The organism is Serratia sp. M24T3 (assembly GCF_000257645.1).
Classification (GTDB): domain Bacteria; phylum Pseudomonadota; class Gammaproteobacteria; order Enterobacterales; family Enterobacteriaceae; genus Rouxiella.
In genome coordinates, this window is record NZ_AJHJ01000009.1 from 58,476 (window position 1) to 76,267 (window position 17,792).

Consider the following 17,792-nt stretch of genomic DNA (forward strand, 5'->3'; position numbering starts at 1 on the left):
GTTTTTTTTATGCCTTAGCTTTAGCTGAATCAGGCACTTGGCCTGAATGCCCTGTTTAACCTTGGCTTTCTTTATTATCGAGGATCTGTAAAAGATCATGCTTGAGAGATGACATTTGTGTCGCGTACTTCTCTTTACGTTCCGCATCTTCCAACAGCTGAATGATAGTATCAGAAAGCGTTGATCCTCGACGCTGTGCCAGCGCGGCAAGTCGCTGCCAAACCAGAAACTCTAAATCGATAGATTTTTTACGAGTGTGCTGATGCTCTGAATTGAAATGGCGCTTACGGCGCGCACGGATAGTCTGCTTTAGGCGATTCTCTAACGCCTTACTCATGTGATTGTGGATCCAATCAAGCACTTTTACCGGTTCATTTTCGAGTCGAAGGAGTTGATCCACGGCTTCCTGCGCCGCACTGTTCTCGATATGTCGGGTGATCCTTTCACCTTCGCGGTGTTTTTTGACCAGATACTTCCATTTCCAACCGCTCTCAAGATTTTCCAGTTGCTGATATTTCATCGCAAGCTCTTCTGTGACCCCGTAACGTTGATAAGCATAGCAGCTTTATGTCACTTTTTACTCTAAATATGTCACGACATCCAGAGGAACCAAGTGGTTATTTTTCAGCCATAAGCGACAGAATGTCACATCTGCATGACCTTTGCGTGACTCTCGTGGTATGCAGCAGAACTTATTCTTGTATAATCGCCCTTTCCCTTTTGAAGACTACAGCTAACACATTGACCAATAACCGACTTGATTGGCAGCTCTTACTGCCGGATTCTACGCCATACCAGACAATTTTTGCTACAGCCGATCAGCTGGAGCCGGTTGATTTCTCCGCGATCCAGCCACGTCTGGAAAATGGGCTTTCGCTGTTTTGTCATCCCAATTCGCGCACGCGTTTTATGACCGTTAAAGGTCAGGAAAGCCGAGACTACCTCTCACGTCTTGCCGACGCTGTAACCGAGATATTGCCAGAAGCCGATGAACTCGCAGGCAGCGAATACCAGATTGACGGACGCAAGATCCAGGTTAAGCCTGCACAGGATGCCAATGCACCTTTCGTCGGAACATCAGGCTGTCTTTATCAGGAATGGATTGAGCCAGAGCAGCTGTTCGGCTGTGTCCGCGTTTATAAGGACCAAGTTGAACTGCAACCCGGTTTAATTCATCAGGTTAATGGCGGTGTGCTGATCCTGTCGATTCGCTCGCTGCTGGCGCAACCGCTACTGTGGCTTCGCCTCAAGCAAATGATTACTCAGGAGAGCTATTACTGGGTTTCTCCTGATGAATCTCGGCCTTTACCTGTCAGCATTCCCCCTATGCCGCTCGACGTCAAACTGATCCTGGTTGGCGATCGCGTTTCCCTTGGGGAACTTAATGACATGGAGCCAGAGCTTCTGGAATCCGCGTTTTATGGCGAATTTGAAGCCGACCTGCCACTGTCCGACACTGACGACATGGAAAAATGGTGCGCTTACGTCAATACGCTGGCAGATGAACTGGAAATACCTCGTCTTTCCGTAGACGCGTGGCCTGAATTACTGAAGGCCGCCGTGCGATTTAGCAGCGATCAGGGCTGTTTGCCACTTTGTCCGTCATGGCTGTCTGCCCAACTGCTGGAAGCCGAGCTGTACAATGATGAACCTCAGCTGACAGCCAAAGCATTTGATGCCGCCATTTCTACCCGTGCGTGGCGTGAAAGCTACCTGCAAGAGCGTATGCAGGACGAAATCGAACTCGGACAGATCTTTATTGAGACCGACGGCGAAGTGATTGGCCAGATCAACGGCCTGTCAGTGCTTGAATATCCGGGTCATCCGCGCGCATTCGGCGAACCTTCGCGGATAAGCTGCGTGGTGCATACTGGCGACGGCGAGTTCACGGACGTTGAGCGCAAAGCTGAACTGGGCGGCAATCTTCATGCTAAAGGCATGATGATTATGCAAGCCTTCCTGATTGCCGAACTCGAACTCGATCAGCCCCTGCCCTTCTCGGCATCGATCGTTTTTGAACAATCTTATGGTGAGGTTGACGGTGACAGCGCCTCGCTGGCAGAACTTTGCGCCTTGGTCAGCGCATTGGCGATGCAGCCAATTAATCAGCAAATTGCCGTTACTGGCTCAGTCGATCAGTTCGGTAACGTGCAGCCTATCGGCGGTGCCAACGAGAAAATCGAAGGGTTCTTCGAGGTCTGTCAGCGCCGTGGTTTGACCGGTAGGCAAGGGGTGATTATTCCTCTCGCCAACGTGCGTAATCTTTGTTTACATCAACAGGTTATCGATGCCGTGCGTGAAGGAACATTCCATCTTTGGGCGGTAGAAAATGCTGCAGATGCTCTCCCTATCTTGACTGGCTTACCTTATACTGTTTCGGAAGAAGAACAGGAAACCCCTAATCTATTGGGGCTAATTCAGGAAAGGATTGCGCTGGTTTCTGCATCAGAACGTCCGCGGTTCATATGGCCTCTTCGCTGGTTAAACTGGTTCAGTCGCAGCTGATCGGACTTGTTCAGCTTACAGGTGTTAGCTAACATGCGTGCTTCAATAAAATAAGGCTTAAAGAAGACATGGTAGAAAAACGCGATTCCTATACGAAAGTAGACTTGGAGGCCTCTGGCCGTAGCGAACTTTTCGGAGCAGGTGGACCACCATTGCCGTCAGGCAATATGCTGATGATGGATCGTATCGTCAAAATGGCCGTTGATGGTGGTAACTACGACAAAGGCTACGTTGAAGCCGAGTTAGATATCAATCCAGATCTTTGGTTCTTCAGTTGCCATTTTGTTGGTGACCCTGTAATGCCAGGTTGCCTGGGCCTCGACGCTATGTGGCAGCTGGTAGGTTTCTACCTCGGCTGGCTGGGCGGCGAAGGCAAAGGCCGCGCACTGGGCGTAGGTGAAGTTAAATTCACTGGTCAGGTTCTGCCAACGGCAAAATTAGTGACTTACCGTCTGCACTTCAAACGCGTGATTAATCGTAAACTGATCATGGGTGTGGCAGATGGCGAAGTACTGGTTGATGGCGAGGTTATCTACACCGCTACCGATCTTAAAGTTGGGTTGTTTAAAGACACAGCCGCTTTCTAATACTTTTCGTCTCGATAAAAAGGCAGGCTCCTCACGGTTCCTGCCTTTTTTATTGCGCGTAACTGTCCTCTAAGCGTTTATCTCTGGCAATCCAACAGTGTTGCCACCTAACTGTGTTATAGTGGCGCAGAAGCGTTGCTGTTTGTCTTGCACAATTCATTCCTTCCATCCTCATCAAGTCCGTCAATTCTTTACTTTTTTAGTGACATTTGCTGCCGCCAGTCTTAATCGATTAAGACGGGGGGTTTTCATTTTATTTTTATCCTTATTTTGTTTGCCTGAGTCAGCTCACCGGCAGAGTTTGCGCTGCGTTGATTAAATATAAATGTAGACAAAAGAATGGCTCACCCAGGATTTTAATCATGATTGCCTATCTTTTGTTGGTTCACCGTTTTCCGAATCAGTTCAAACGCCTTTTCAAAGCTATCTATCACCTTGAAAATCATTATGTTATCCACATTGATAAACGCTCAGGTCCGGTATTACAGGAAGAAATTAAAGAATTCCTTAGCCACTTTCCCAATACGACTCTGCTGAAAAGTGAAAATGCAGTTTGGGGAGGTTACAGCCTGGTGGACGCAGAACTGCGCGGCATTAATAAGCTGCTGAAAATGAGTAATAAATGGAAGTTCTTTATCAATCTTAGCGGTCAGGATTTTCCGCTTAAATCGCAGGAATATATTCGCGAATACCTGTCAGCGCATCAGGGTAAAGAATTTCTGAAAGTATTAGATCAGAAAAAAGTCAGGCCAGATACTCTGCACCGTATTCACAACTATGTTTATGAAAATGATAATGAAGTGGTTTGTGATCCGATTATTGAGCGCAAATTTATTCCCAACATCACGCCCTATATCGGTAATCAGTGGGTGATCCTCAGCCGTGAATTTTGCGAATTTGTTACCCACAGCCCCGAGATTAAAAAGTTTAAAGACTTTTATCGTAATACGCTGATCGCCGATGAAGGTTTTTTCCAGACTGTGATGATGAATACCAGCTTCCAGCCACAGTTGGTGAATGATGATATGCGAGCAATTGATTGGGTACCGATGGGAACAGTCAAACTGCGTCCGCGTGATTTTACTGCAAACGATGCCAATTTTCTGCTGACGAATCCGAACCTGTTTGCCCGAAAATTTGACAGTGAGGTCGATGGGGAAATTTTAGATATTCTGGAAGACAGTCTGCGGGAAAAAAGCTTATTAATAGATAACCCAACAGATGCCTCAAAGACAGCCAGAGCAATCAAAGAACAGGTTATGCAGGAAGAAATCTGATTCGGAAAACTAAAGAGAAGAGGTAAAACTCAGGCTCAAAACAAAAAACCTCCGCCGCGGGCGGAGGTTATCCCTTTACTGTCAGGCGCAAGTTATGCGTTAACTGCCCTAACCTCCATGGCCTCTCGCCAACCTCCAAGCCAGTGTGACCTTTGGTCTAATGATTGGTAAGGACAAATTTCTTTCGAACGTCCTCCAATGCCGGCTTGGTATCCACGTGATTGTGCTCGTTCCAGGCGGTCGCGTTTTTGTCTCTTCATGCCTCGTGTCCCTCGTTATTCAGGTCAAGTGGAAAGAAAACAGTGGTGCGCATCTGCGTCCACATCTAACAAATAGCCTCGATCGTCGTGCAGGTCAATGCGCAAAATTCACGCCATTGTCACAATATTGGGCTATCTTTATAGATTGCGCACTAGCTAATCGTGCAAGCCAGAGCCTCATCCACCTGATCACCATAAAAAAATCCCGACCTCTCCAAGCGGAAAAATCGGGATTTTTTATCGAACCAATAAAAATAATTTATCTTATTTGTGCAGCAATGCTGTTGGCTTCTTGCTGCCATCCGCTAGCCAAAGTTCTGACCAGCGCATCGTAGCCATCCTTTTGCTGCTTCAATTCGATATTAAAGTTGTGCTGAGTGACCTGGCCATCGCGCGTAAGCGTCCACGTACCGCTTATCAGCGCCCTGCCATCATAACGGCCGTGGAAGCCCGTCACGTTGACCGCAAGCTGCTCCTGCTTGCCGTCACTGGCCTGCTGACCCGAAATAACCCAGCCTGGCAGACTGCGCCCCAGATAGGTTTGCAAAGTCTGTTGCAACTGCTGGTCCAGCGGACTGGCCCACAGATTATTGGCCGCCATCACGTATTGCACATCATTGGTCTGGTAAACCAGTCCCGAAGTGCCGAGGAAATCAGCCACGCTAACCTGCGAAATCCACAGTTTTGGCTGTTCAACGGTCGGTGTTAATCCGCCGCCCGTGCTCACCAGCGCTACCGGAGCTGAACTATTGACAGTCGGTAACTGGTAATAGGTTTTCTTGCCATCGCTGCTACAGGCAGCCAGAAACAACGCTAAGACGACAGGTATCCATTTCATCATTATTTGGCCTTCTTCGGCTGAGGATCATCTTGCCCTGGGGCGGCGAATACCAGCGCATTACTCTTATGATTCAGAGTTTTAAGCACCGGTTGCAGTTCACGCAAAGTTTCATCCAGGCGCTGCATATCTCCAACCATCTTGTTATAGGCCGGTGAACCAGGCTGGAAGCCTTGCATGCTGCGATTGAGCTGCAACAGCGTTTTCTGCATATCCTGTGGCAGATTTTTCATCTCTTTGCTCGCCACAATAGCGTTGAGCGAATCGATGGTTTTCTGCGTCGACTGAAGCGTTTTCTGACTTTGCGCCAGCGTCTTCGTCGCTTCGGTAATCATAGGATTCAATGGCAAGCCGTTGATTTTATCCAATGTTGCCATCAGTTTTTGTTGAATCTGCGCCAATCCGCCGCTAACCGTTGGCAACAGTGCCTGGCCATCAAGGGCATACGGACCTTTCCACGGTTTAGCATTCGGATAGAAGTCCAAATCAACATACAGCGAACCGGTCAACAGGTTGGCCGATTTCAGCGAAGCGCGTAAGCCGTGCTTCAGCGCGTCCTGCAAACGTTCATCCATATTAAAATCTTTACCCAACAGCTTGTTGAAGCGTTCAGGCTCGATACGGATTAACACCGGGATACGATAATCGCTGTCGATTTGATTCTGCATGCCGAATTTCTGATACGGAACTTGTCCGACAGTACCTAATCGAATGCCGCGGAACTCAACAGGCGCACCAGGTTGCAGGCCACGCACGGAATCGCTGAAGAACAGCACATAGTCGGTGTGATTGGTATACAGAGAATCCTGAATGCTGCGCTGATCGTTAAACAATGCATAGGTTGCACTGCTATCAACTTTAGCGCCGCGCTCCCAGCCGTCTGGCACGTCGAAGCTGACACCGCCGGTAAACAGCGTGGTCAACGAGCCCATCTCGACACGAATACCTGACGATGACATATCGAAGTTAACGCCGCTGTCTTTCCAGAATCGGACATTGGTCGTCACCAGACTGTCGTAAGGCGCACGGATGAAAATTTGGTAACGAAGCTGACGCGAAGCGGGATCAAAGTGGCTGGTTTCCACTGTACCCACCTGGAAACCTCGGAACAGCACGGGATCGCCCGGATTAAGCTGACCGGCACGATCGCTGGTCAACACTACGCGAATACCCTGCGCATCCGGGGAGGCCAGCGGCGGAGAATCGAGTAATTTATACTGTTCTTTCTCATCGCCCTTTGAGCCGGGTTGCAGCTGGATATAAGCGCCCGACAGCAGCGTGCCAAGACCCGAGATCCCTTCGCGGCCTATCTGCGGCTTGACCACCCAGAACACAGAATCGTTCTTGAGCATTTTTTCCATGCCAGAATCAAGACGCGCCTTGAGGATGACATGCTGCAAGTCATCACTTAAGGTCACGCTTTCAACCTGCCCGACGTTCACATTACGGGTTTTGATTGCCGTTTTACCCGCGTCAATGCCGTCGGCGGAGGTGGTAATAAGCGTCACTTCCGGGCCCTGATGACTGAAGTGATAGAACAGGATCCACGCGCCTATCAGCGCGGTGAGTACCGGAATGATCCACACGGGCGACCAGCGTTTGATCTTGCCGACCTCAGCGATCCCGGCGTTTTTTTCCTCGTGAGTAGGCTTATTTTCCGCCATCGAGTTGCTCCTTGGTTTCAAAGATTCCTGAGCGATCCCAAATCAGACGGGGATCGAATGTACTTGCGGCGAACATCGTGAGGATCACGACCAGTGCAAAGAGCAACGCGCCGATATCCGGATAAATACTCATTAATTGCCCCATTCTGACCAGTGCCGACAGCACCGCGATTACAAAAACGTCGATCATTGACCAGCGCCCGACAAACTCAACCACCTCATAGACAACGTGCAGTCTTTCACGGTCAACTTTCTTACGCCCATTGGCGTCCCAGCAAAGCCAGGCAATAGCCAGCATTTTTAGCGAAGGGACCATGATACTGGCGATAAAAATCACCATCGCTATCGGATAAGATCCCTCACTCCACAGCAACACCACGCCCGCCATAATAGTCGAGGTTATCTTGGTGCCGAGGAACTGGGTGATCATTATCGGCATTAAATTTGCCGGGATATACAGCATCATGGAAGTGATCAGCAGCGCCATGGTCCACTGCAGGCTGTGCTTTTTACGGGCATAGCCTTTGCTAAAGCAGCGCGGACAGGTTTGCTGGCTGACCGGCAAAATCGCCATACAGCAGGCGCAAGAACGCAATCCCTGAGAAAGCCCGCTTTGGCCGACGCGCAAAGGCTGGGCAATCACCGGTGCCGGTACCGCCTGATTCCATAGCCAGAAGCGATCCGTGCATTGAAACGCGCGCACTTGTAACAGGCAGAATAAGACATAAGGAATGAAGCTGGTGCCAATCCCGACCTCGCCATAGGCAATCAGTTTCACAAAGCTGACCAGCACGCCGGCCAGGAAAATTTCGACCATGCACCAGGCTTTAAGGTGGAACAACACCCAGGCGATGCGGATTTTCCATTTTCTGGGCAACGGAACGCCGCCGCAAAGGATGATGATCGACACCATGCAGAATGCCGGGATAAGTTGCACCACGATCATAAACAGTGAAGCAATGCTGGAATAGTCATCACTGACCAGCACCTGAGGGATTTTAATCAAGGTAATCTGGCTAGTCAGACCCTTGACATTCATGTTCACGAACGGGAACAGGTTAGCCAACAGCAGCATAAACAGCGAGCTTATGGCGTAACCCACCGGGCGTTTGCGCGGCTCCTGCCAGCGAGTGGTAAGCGTTGATTTACAACGAGGACAGTTAGCCTTCTGGCCGTATTGTAAAGTGGGCAGAGTAACGAGCAGATCGCACTGGGGGCACAAGATGTGCGGGTCATTAGAGTGTGAACACACATTCAACTCCTCAATGGCGAAACACGGGGAAAAACGACACTTCTGCCGCCTTTCTCAAGGGAGAGACGGCAGAAGCAAGATGCGAACTTAGCCGTTCTTCTGAGCTTCAAGCGCTTCCCAGCGCTCAAACGCCTGCTCTAACTCGAGCTCGGCGCCGGCAAGAGCATTCAGCACTTGCTGGGTTTCATCGTGAGGACGCGTAAAGAAGCTGGCATCGCTCATCTGCTTGCCGAGGTCTTCGATACGCCCTTCCAACTCGCTGATTTTCTGAGGCAACTGTTCCAGCTCGCGCTGTTGATTGTAGCTCATTTTATTAGCGGTGCGTTTTGCCGGTTCAGCTTTGGCCGCTGGCGCTGCCTTGCTTTCGGCCGGAGCAGAAGAACGCAGGATACGCTGCGAGCTGCGCTGGTGGTGCGCATCGTGATAACCGCCAACATAGCTGTTGATCACCCCGTCGCCTTCATAAATCCAGCACTCGGTCGCCGAGTTATCAACAAATTCACGGTCGTGGCTTACCAGCATCACAGTACCCTGATAGCTGTCGATCAGCTCTTCCAGCAGTTCCAGTGTTTCAACATCCAGGTCATTGGTCGGTTCATCGAGAATCAACAGGTTGCTTGGACGCAGGAACAGTTTTGCCAGCAGCAGGCGGTTACGCTCACCGCCAGACAGCGCCTTGACCGGCGTCATTGCACGTTTCGGGTGGAACAGGAAGTCTTGCAGATAGCCCAGTACGTGGCGTGAACGGCCATTTACCATGACTTCCTGCTTGCCTTCGGCCAGGTTGTCCATCACGGTACGTTCCGGGTCAAGCTCTGCGCGGTGCTGGTCGAAATAGGCGACTTCCAGCTTGGTCCCGCAGTGTACGCGGCCGCTATCGGCCTCCAGCTGGCTGAGCATCAGCTTGAGCAGCGTGGTTTTACCACAGCCGTTCGGGCCAACCAGAGCAATTTTATCGCCACGCATAACTTGCGCAGAGAAGTCACGAACCAGCTGCTTACCGGCCACGCTGTAGTTAACGTCTTCCATCTCGAAGACGATTTTGCCGGAGCTGGAAGCCTCGACAACCTGCATTTTGGCGGTCCCCATCACTTCACGGCGATCGGAACGCTCTTTACGCAGGGCTTTCAATGCACGCACGCGGCCTTCATTACGGGTACGACGCGCTTTAATGCCCTGACGGATCCACACTTCTTCCTGCGCCAGTTTTTTGTCGAATTCGGCATTCTGCAAGTCTTCAACGCGCAGCGCTTCTTCTTTGCTGGTCAGATACAGCTCGTAGTTACCCGGATAAGACACCAGCTTGCCGCGATCGAGATCGACAATGCGGGTCGCCATGTTGCGGATAAATGAACGGTCATGCGAGATAAAGATGATGCTGCCCTGGAATTCTTTCAGAAACTCTTCCAGCCAGGCGATACTCTCGATATCAAGGTGGTTCGTTGGTTCGTCGAGCAGCAATACTTTCGGGTTGCTCACCAACGCACGGCCCAGCGCGGCTTTACGCAACCAGCCGCCGGACAAGGCAGAAAGCTCAGTATCGCCGTTAAGACCCAGCTGCAACAGCACTTCGCTGATACGGCTGTCGAGCTGCCACAGGCCCTGATGATCGAGGATTTCCATAACCTGTGCCAGTTTGTTCATGTTTTTCTCACTCGGATCGGTTTCGACCAAATGAGAAATGGCATGATAGGCTTTCAGATGTTCGGCCTGTTCAGAAACACCTTCAGAAACGAAATCGAATACCGTACCGGCAACATTGCGCGGCGGATCCTGTTGCAGTCGCGCCACAATCAAGTCCTGCTCGTACACAATACGACCATCATCCAGCGGCACTTCGCGGTTGATGATCTTCATCAGAGTCGATTTGCCCGCGCCGTTACGCCCAACCAGACAGACGCGCTCGTTAGGTTCGATATGAAGTTCGGTGTTATCCAAAATAGGCGCATCGCTGTAAGACAACCAAGCACCTGACATGCTAATTAACGACATAGACTTTATTTTTCCTCGCTGGCGTGAGTGATTAACCAGCAGTTGTGAATTTGGCGGTTACGGGCAAAGTCTTGAGACAGAGTCTGGCCGGTAATTTCTTTCGCGCTCAGGCCAAGTTTGCTCAAACCCTCGGCGTCCATTTGGAAACCGCGCTTGTTGTTTGAGAACATGATAGTGCCGTTGCGACGCAAAATGCGTTTCAAATCTTTCATCAGCGCCAGATGATCGCGCTGAACGTCAAAGCTTTCGGCCATACGTTTCGAGTTGGAGAACGTTGGCGGATCGATAAAGATCAGGTCGAATTGCTCATCGGCATTGGCCAGCCACGACAGGCAGTCGGCCTGGATCAGGCGATGTTGACGACCGGTCAGGCCATTAACTCGCAGATTTTTTTCAGCCCATTCCAGATAAGTGCGCGACATATCGACAGTCGTCGTACTGCGCGCGCCACCCAGGCCCGCATGCACACTTGCGGTTCCGGTGTAGGCAAACAGATTCAGGAAATCTTTGCCATCGCTCATTTCACCCAGCATTTTGCGGGCGATACGGTGGTCCAGGAACAGGCCGGTATCGAGATAGTCGGTCAAGTTAACCCAGAATTTGGCGTTAAACTCTTCAACCTGCAAGAATTCACCTTTTTGTGCCAGCTTCTCGTACTGACTCGTGCCCTTCTGCCGTTCACGGGTTTTCAACACCAGCTGACTGGAAGAGATATCCAGCACCGACAAGGTGGCATTGATCACATCAAACAAACGCTGGCGGGCTTTTTGCGCATCCACCGTTTTCGGCGGCGCGTATTCCTGCACCACAACCTTGCTGCCGTAACGGTCTACCGCAACGTTGTATTCTGGCAAATCGGCATCGTATAGACGGTAACATTCAATGCCCTGCTGCTTCGCCCACTTTTCCAATTTCTTAACATTTTTCCGCAGGCGATTGGCGAAATCTTCGGCAATCTGTGTTCCGGCGGTACCATTTGGATTTTCAGCCAGCTGATAATTTTTCTGCACGCACTCCAGCGGGCCATTTTTCGCCTTGAACTGACGATCGGCACGCAGTTGCAAACAGCTCAACAATTCTGGTGAGGCGCTGAACAACGACAGTTGCCAACCGCCAAACTGCGTTTTAGCTACGCGGCCCAGCAGGTTGTGCAAGGCAATCAGTGCCGGTTCGCTTTCCAGTCGCTCGCCGTAGGGCGGGTTGCTGATAATAGTACCTACCGGACCTTCAGGCAGCGGGTTTTTCAGCTTGCCGACTTCTGCGGCTTCAAAGCTTATCAACTCGGCAACACCGGCGCGGCGGGCGTTGGCTTTCGCCATTTCAATGACCCGGCGATCGATGTCTGAACCGAAGAAGCGTGAGGTGGTTTCCTGTACCGCACGGCGCGAACGCACCTGGGCTTCAGTGGTCAACTCGCGCCACAGTTCCTCATTAAAGTTAGACCAGGCGGTAAAGCCCCAGTGCTGACGATGCAGGCCCGGAGCGCGATCGCCGGCGATCATCGCGGCTTCAATCAGCAGGGTGCCAGAACCACACATCGGATCGACCATCGGCGTGCCCGCCTGCCAGCCGGATCGCATGACGATTGCCGCCGCCAGGCTTTCTTTCAACGGAGCCTGACCCGTCAGGTCGCGATAACCGCGCTGATGCAGGCCTTCGCCGCTGAGATCGAGGGCAACGCTTGCAGTATCACGCTGCAGGAAAACGTTGACGCGGATATCAGGCTGCTGCTTTGCCACATTCGGACGCTCGTCCATCTTGCGGGTAAAGCTGTCAACGATCGCATCTTTAACTTTCAACGCGCCGTATTGGCTGTTGCGGATTTCATCATTCAGGCCGCTAAAATGCACCGCGAAGGTTTTCTCGACGCCAAAGATGCTCGGCCAGTCGATAGCCATCACGCCCAGATACAGGTCGAGATCGCTGTGAACTTTAAATTCATTTAAAGGAAGCAGGATGCGCGAAGCCAAACGGCTCCACAGCAGACTTTTGTAAAGCAGGCGATCGTCGCCCTCAAAATGGACTCCTCCCTGCACTACTTTGCAGGACTGCGCACCCAGCGTTTCAAGTTCGCTTTTTAATAGTTCTTCCAATCCACGCGCCGTGCTGGCAAACAAAGAGTTCATATTGACGTAATCACCTAGAAGTTATTTCCTACAATTAAAAACTTTCCTTACTTTAATCAGTAAGGTACATACCCAACGCCATTGGCATTTGCTGGAGAAAACTCCAGATGAGACAGCCTGACGGCAAGCGAGTAAATCTCCCCGAGAGCTTACATCAGTAAGTGATTAGGGCGCGCGAGCGCAGCCAACACCGCTGCGGTTGCAAGGACGACGGGTATAATGAGCTGCGCATTATAGCTAATCTTGCAAGATTGTCATAAAGTCTGTGGCTACAACATAAAAAGAGCCCAATACCAAATAATTAGCGCCCGTATAGAAAGCCGATTGTTGGTGTGGCCCGGAGGTAATAGTGGTCAGTTTGTCACGCTTGTACGTTCACCCAGTCAAATCCATGCGCGGTCTGCAACTTTCGCATGCTCAGGTTACACCCAGCGGTCTGGCATTTGACCGCCTCTTCATGCTAACCGATCCCCAGGGAATGTTTATTACCGCCCGCCAGTATCCGCAGCTGGTGCAGTTTACACCGGCTTTATTACCTGATGGTTTAATTTTAACCAGCCCCGATGGTCGCGACAGCGTATCGGTAAAATTCGCTGAATTTGCCGAGCAGCCTGCACCCACCGAGGTGTGGGGAAATCAGTTCACTGCCCAGATTGCCCCCGCCGACATCAACCGCTGGTTAAGCGGTTATCTTGAACGTGACGTAGAGTTGCGCTGGGTCGGAAAGGATCTTACTCGCCGCGTTAAAAACCAGCCTGAGATCCCGCTTTCTTTTGCTGACGGCTTCCCTTATCTATTACTCAACGAAGCCTCGATGTTCGATCTCAAGCAGCGATGCCCGGCCAGCGTCAAGCTGGAGCAGTTCCGACCTAATCTGGTGATAACAGGTGCTGAAGCCTACGCCGAAGATACTTGGCAGACTATCCGCGTCGGCAGCGTGATTTTTGATTTGGTCAAACCTTGCAGCCGCTGCGTGCTGACTACTGTCAGTACCGAACGCGGCAGGAAGCATCCTTCCGGTGAACCTTTGAAAACGCTGCAGAGTTATCGCACCGCCGATGATGGCGACGTCGATTTCGGCCAGAATATGATTGCCCGTAACAGTGGCATTATTCGCGCTGGCGACAGCGTGGAGATCCTCGCAACCAAACCTGCGCGCCGCTATTCGGCCGGTGTTGTGGTCGAGAATGTCGAACTGCCGGAAACCGAAGCGCAACCAGTGGCTATCACATATAAAGGCAGCGAGTTTAAGGGTAATAATCAGCAGATCCTGTTAGAACAGCTGGAGCAGCAAGGATTCAAGATCCCTTACTCGTGTCGCGCGGGGATTTGCGGAAGTTGTAAATTGACGATGGTCGAGGGTGAAGTTAATGCACTTAAAGCCAGCGCCATTGGTAAACAGGGTAAAATTCTTTCTTGCAGCTGTGTTCCGGCGTCGGATCTAATATTGGAATAATATAGAGTTCGGCTTCAGCGAAGCGGTTTATAAACCCGATGATCTTAAATAGAAAAGTGAGTCGGGTAATAAAAGTACTCAGGAGCCTGTTTATACTGCCCTGTCGTAAACGGCTTCAGCTTTAATTTGCGCCGGCATCAAACGGTCATGCATGATTTTAATGGCGTCACCCAGCACCATGCCTCGGCCGGCCAAAGTCAGCCGTTCCTGTGCCAACAGGCACAAACTGGCATTATCCCCTGACTCAACCACCAGCAAAGTGACCTGTTCACCCGATTCCATAACATTAACGCAGGCCAACTGACCATTATCCGGCTGGAAAGGATGATATTGTTGAGTGAAATGCCAGCTTTTTGGCATCAGCGGTTTTAAAAATCGAAAAGCGACTAAGGCATTGAGAACTAATTCAGCGCGTTGTTCGGCGGCTAATTTAATTTTCTTACACTGCTCTTCGAAATCAAAATATAACGCAGCATCGTCGACACAAAAACCAGATTCGGCAAAAGCATCAGGCGTCAGCATTTTCGCAGGAAAACGGGAACGGAAAATCATGCCATTGGCAAGGTCCAGCATCAATCGGTCATGTTCAGCGTCAAAATACCAACGCCAATTATCGTCTGGTTTGATTTTCATTACGTTATCCTATTTACCTCGCCCGCATGATTGGCACAGTGCCACTCAATGCAAGTGACCGGCCACAGAATTTATTGCCCAACGGTAACACTATTTGCGGGAACCTCAATATAGGACAAATCGTAGGTTGGTGGCCCGCAAAGAGAGATAATCACTGACTAGTACACTAAATACTCAATGAATAAAATATAAACGACCCGGAAGCAGAAATAAAGCCCCGGCCCGTTTTGTTTACAAAATAATTGTGAGCAACAACTATATATTCATCAGAATATTTTTAATCAGTTGCGGGCCATGATAGATAAACCCGGAATAGATTTGAATTAATGATGCACCCGCAGCCATTTTTTCACGCGCAGAAGTTAAAGAATCAATACCGCCAACGCCAATAATTGGCATCTTGCCTTTCAATTCTTCGGACAACATGCGGATAATCTGCGTGCTTTGCAGCTGCACGGGGCGACCGCTTAATCCACCCGCTTCATTACCATAATTCAGACCGGCAACTAAATTACGCTCCAGCGTAGTGTTGGTCGCAATTACGCCATCCATATTATGCTTGACCAAACTGTCGGCTATTTGGATCAACTCTTCATGAGAAAGATCCGGCGCGATCTTAACCGCAACGGGTACATATTTTTGATGACGCTGTTGCAATTCAAGCTGCTTATTCTTGATTGACCCCAAAAGATCATCAAGCGCTTCACCATATTGCAGAGTACGTAATCCCGGAGTGTTTGGTGACGAAATATTAATGGCGATATAACCGGCATAAGGATAAACCTTCTCCATGCAGATTAAATAATCGTCTGCGCCATTTTCGACCGGGGTATCTTTATTCTTGCCAATATTAATACCCAGCACGCCGCCAAAGTGTGATTTTTTAACGTTATTGACTAAATTATCGACACCGTGGTTGTTAAACCCCATGCGATTAATTATGCCTTCCGCTTCAACTACGCGAAACATACGCGGCTTGGGATTGCCATCCTGCGCGCGTGGCGTGACGGTTCCAACCTCTACGAATCCAAATCCCATTGCGCCAAAGGCGTCAATGCATTCACCGTTTTTATCCAGACCTGCTGCCAGCCCCAATGGATTTTTGAAGGTTAATCCCATGCAGGTAACAGGTTTGGAAGGCACCGATTGACGGATCAGAAACTCGAACGGAGAACCTGAAAGACGGCTGAGTTGGCGAAAAGTTAATTCGTGCGCACGCTCTGGATCGAGCTGAAACAGTGCTTTCTTTACTAAGGGATAAAACATGGATTCTCCTGAGGTCCCGGTGGCTAATGGCTGGTGGCCAGTCGGGGCGATATTATCGACTAAGGCACGACTAATTGGAATTGATTCCCGTGAAAAATCGCGCTGGCAGGCAAACGATACCTTTTTTATCTTCTTCTCTAAAACATTCCCGCCACAGTAACTCCTCAATGTCGGACGATTTTTAACCTTATATCCATTTTCAATCTATTAAAACCCAGAATTTAGATTTCCAGTCATAAGCTAAGGCCTGTTAATTTAATTCAAATTCTGCACAAATTTGTTAGTTATATAACTTACAGTTATAAGGGGATGCAATGAAAGTCATATCACTCGCCGGTAGCCCGCGTCAGCCGTCTCGCTCTTCCGCCTTGCTGGCCATTAGCCAACAGTGGTTAAAGGAGCGTGGCGTAGAAGTTATTTCTTACAGCCTGCAAGACTTTGCAGCCGAAGACTTGCTGTTTGCCAACTTCAATAGCCCGCAGCTGAAAGAACTCATTGCGCAGTTAGAGACCGCCGATGGTTTGCTTATTGCTACCCCTGTATATAAAGCCTCATTTTCTGGTGCATTGAAAACGCTGCTTGATCTTCTGCCCGAGCGCGCCCTTGAACATAAAGTCGTTTTGCCACTGGCCACCGCCGGTTCGATCGGTCATATGCTGGCAATCGATTACGCGCTGAAACCCGTTCTCAATGCACTGAAAGCTCAAGAAGTGTTGCAAGGTGTGTTTGCCGACGACCGGCTGGTCGGCCAATACCAGAACTTCCCGGCCGAACTGGAAGAGGGTTTGCAGTCACGTCTTGATGACTCCCTGGAAACTTTCCTGGCCGCTTTGGGCCATCGCCATTCTCTTGCTATTGCCCGTGCAAAACGTCAACACGCTCACGCCTGATATGGATAACTATTAATGACTATTTTTGGCTCCCGTATTTTTGCCACCTTGGCCCTCACATTAGGTTTGAGCAGCGTCATGTCGGTTCAGGCGCAGGAAAAAGATCCGGCTGAATTCCATATTGCGATTCAGAAAGGATCGATTGGGCTGATTTTGGCGCAAAGCCATCATTTATTCGAAAAGCGTTTTCCGAATACCAGGATTACCTGGGATCAGTTTGCCGCAGGCCCGCAGATCCTTGAGGCACTGAACGTCGGCAGTATCGACTTCGGCGGCACGGGTGATTTACCGCCGCTGTTTGCTCAAGCAGCCGGTGCTGACCTGCTTTATGTCGGTTATCAGCCCCCGCAGCCCAAGGCCGAGGTGATTCTGGTGCCTGAAAACAGCCCGATTAAAACTGTGGCTGACCTCAAAGGACACACGCTGGCGTTCCAGAAAGGTTCCAGCTCCAACAATTTCGTGCTGCGCGCACTGCAAAATGCCGGCCTGAAATACACCGATATCAAACCACAGTATCTGGCACCTTCAGACGCAATGGCCGCATTCCAGCAGCACGACGTCGATGCCTGGGCGATTTGGGACCCGTACTATTCTGCGGCACTGAACCACGGTGGCGTTCGCGTCCTGCTCGATGGCAGCACGCTGAACCAGACCGGTTCTTTCTACTTGGCGCCGAAGAAATTTACCGAGGGCCATCCGCAGTTTATTTCGCAAGTCTTGCAGGTATTGAGTCAGGCGAATGCGCTGATCAAAAGCGAGCCCAAGCAGAGTATTCAACTGTTGGCGAAATCGACTGGTTTGCCAGAAAAAGTCATCGCCACATATTTCTCTCATTTACCTGATGACGAAACAATTCGCCCAGTAGATGCAGAAACAGAAAAACGTCAACAGGCCACGGCCGATTTGTTCTATGCCAATCACCTGCTGCCAAAACCCATCGAGATAAAAGATCGTATCTGGCAGGCGCCTGCGCTGGCCCAGTAAGTTTACTTAATCCATCGACCATGGCGCAAAGCGCCGTTGTTTACCCAAATTGAAAGCACACC

Annotated in this window: 16 protein-coding genes; 7 read left to right on the forward strand and 9 right to left on the reverse strand. The window is 50.2% G+C overall.

From position 1 onward, the window contains the following. Positions 1-55 precede the first annotated feature (55 nt). Positions 56-520: a macrodomain Ter protein MatP gene (gene matP / locus SPM24T3_RS09860; RefSeq protein ID WP_009636600.1), complete on the reverse strand. Its 465-nt coding sequence runs from the start codon at positions 518-520 to the stop codon at positions 56-58. 221 nt (positions 521-741) lie between these two features. Between matP and SPM24T3_RS09865 the strand changes: the two genes are divergently transcribed. The 3 genes from SPM24T3_RS09865 (at position 742) to SPM24T3_RS09875 (ending at position 4,369) form a co-directional block, all read left to right on the forward strand. Continuing rightward, positions 742-2,505, forward strand: a complete 1,764-nt coding sequence (locus tag SPM24T3_RS09865; protein ID WP_037378122.1) for a Lon protease family protein — start codon at positions 742-744, stop codon at positions 2,503-2,505. A gap of 68 nt (positions 2,506-2,573) precedes the next feature. Then, positions 2,574-3,092 (forward strand): bifunctional 3-hydroxydecanoyl-ACP dehydratase/trans-2-decenoyl-ACP isomerase, encoded by a 519-nt coding sequence (fabA, locus tag SPM24T3_RS09870; RefSeq protein ID WP_009636602.1) that lies wholly within the window; start codon positions 2,574-2,576, stop codon positions 3,090-3,092. 362 nt (positions 3,093-3,454) lie between these two features. Next, positions 3,455-4,369: a beta-1,6-N-acetylglucosaminyltransferase gene (locus SPM24T3_RS09875; RefSeq protein ID WP_009636603.1), complete on the forward strand. Its 915-nt coding sequence runs from the start codon at positions 3,455-3,457 to the stop codon at positions 4,367-4,369. Between the two features lie 92 nt (positions 4,370-4,461). On the opposite strand, the gene rmf is transcribed toward SPM24T3_RS09875, so the two are convergent. The 6 genes from rmf to rlmKL form a co-directional block, all read right to left on the reverse strand. Further along, complete coding sequence (gene rmf, locus SPM24T3_RS24640) at positions 4,462-4,629, reverse strand: ribosome modulation factor (RefSeq protein ID WP_009636604.1); 168 nt, start codon at positions 4,627-4,629, stop codon at positions 4,462-4,464. Between the two features lie 259 nt (positions 4,630-4,888). Beyond that, a complete protein-coding gene (gene pqiC, locus SPM24T3_RS09880; RefSeq protein ID WP_009636605.1) occupies positions 4,889-5,470 on the reverse strand; it encodes a membrane integrity-associated transporter subunit PqiC in 582 nt (193 codons plus the stop codon). Beyond that, positions 5,470-7,131, reverse strand: coding sequence for an intermembrane transport protein PqiB (gene pqiB / locus SPM24T3_RS09885; RefSeq protein WP_009636606.1), 1,662 nt, complete (start codon positions 7,129-7,131; stop codon positions 5,470-5,472). The genes pqiC and pqiB overlap by 1 nt, the downstream gene beginning before the upstream one ends. Next, positions 7,118-8,383 (reverse strand): membrane integrity-associated transporter subunit PqiA, encoded by a 1,266-nt coding sequence (pqiA, locus tag SPM24T3_RS09890; protein WP_009636607.1) that lies wholly within the window; start codon positions 8,381-8,383, stop codon positions 7,118-7,120. Before pqiA ends, pqiB begins: the two co-directional genes overlap by 14 nt. A gap of 87 nt (positions 8,384-8,470) precedes the next feature. After that, positions 8,471-10,375: an ABC transporter ATP-binding protein gene (locus tag SPM24T3_RS09895; protein ID WP_009636608.1), complete on the reverse strand. Its 1,905-nt coding sequence runs from the start codon at positions 10,373-10,375 to the stop codon at positions 8,471-8,473. A 5-nt stretch (positions 10,376-10,380) separates the two neighbouring features. Next, the gene (gene rlmKL, locus SPM24T3_RS09900) at positions 10,381-12,501 is read right to left on the reverse strand and encodes a bifunctional 23S rRNA (guanine(2069)-N(7))-methyltransferase RlmK/23S rRNA (guanine(2445)-N(2))-methyltransferase RlmL (protein WP_009636609.1); all 2,121 of its coding nucleotides are present in this window, start codon (positions 12,499-12,501) and stop codon (positions 10,381-10,383) included. Between the two features lie 349 nt (positions 12,502-12,850). Between rlmKL and SPM24T3_RS09905 the strand changes: the two genes are divergently transcribed. Beyond that, positions 12,851-13,957 (forward strand): YcbX family protein, encoded by a 1,107-nt coding sequence (locus SPM24T3_RS09905; protein ID WP_009636610.1) that lies wholly within the window; start codon positions 12,851-12,853, stop codon positions 13,955-13,957. A gap of 90 nt (positions 13,958-14,047) precedes the next feature. On the opposite strand, the gene SPM24T3_RS09910 is transcribed toward SPM24T3_RS09905, so the two are convergent. Next, positions 14,048-14,590, reverse strand: a complete 543-nt coding sequence (locus tag SPM24T3_RS09910) for a cell division protein ZapC (RefSeq protein WP_009636611.1) — start codon at positions 14,588-14,590, stop codon at positions 14,048-14,050. 255 nt (positions 14,591-14,845) lie between these two features. Beyond that, positions 14,846-15,856: a quinone-dependent dihydroorotate dehydrogenase gene (gene pyrD, locus SPM24T3_RS09915; RefSeq protein ID WP_009636612.1), complete on the reverse strand. Its 1,011-nt coding sequence runs from the start codon at positions 15,854-15,856 to the stop codon at positions 14,846-14,848. Here pyrD and SPM24T3_RS25455 point away from each other — a divergent pair. The 3 genes from SPM24T3_RS25455 (at position 15,855) to SPM24T3_RS09925 (ending at position 17,730) form a co-directional block, all read left to right on the forward strand. Continuing rightward, positions 15,855-16,016 (forward strand): hypothetical protein, encoded by a 162-nt coding sequence (locus SPM24T3_RS25455; protein ID WP_157135285.1) that lies wholly within the window; start codon positions 15,855-15,857, stop codon positions 16,014-16,016. The genes pyrD and SPM24T3_RS25455 overlap by 2 nt on opposite strands. A gap of 154 nt (positions 16,017-16,170) precedes the next feature. After that, positions 16,171-16,746, forward strand: coding sequence for an NADPH-dependent FMN reductase (ssuE, locus tag SPM24T3_RS09920; protein WP_009636613.1), 576 nt, complete (start codon positions 16,171-16,173; stop codon positions 16,744-16,746). A 15-nt stretch (positions 16,747-16,761) separates the two neighbouring features. Next, the gene (locus tag SPM24T3_RS09925) at positions 16,762-17,730 is read left to right on the forward strand and encodes an aliphatic sulfonate ABC transporter substrate-binding protein (RefSeq protein ID WP_009636614.1); all 969 of its coding nucleotides are present in this window, start codon (positions 16,762-16,764) and stop codon (positions 17,728-17,730) included. Positions 17,731-17,792 lie beyond the last annotated feature (62 nt).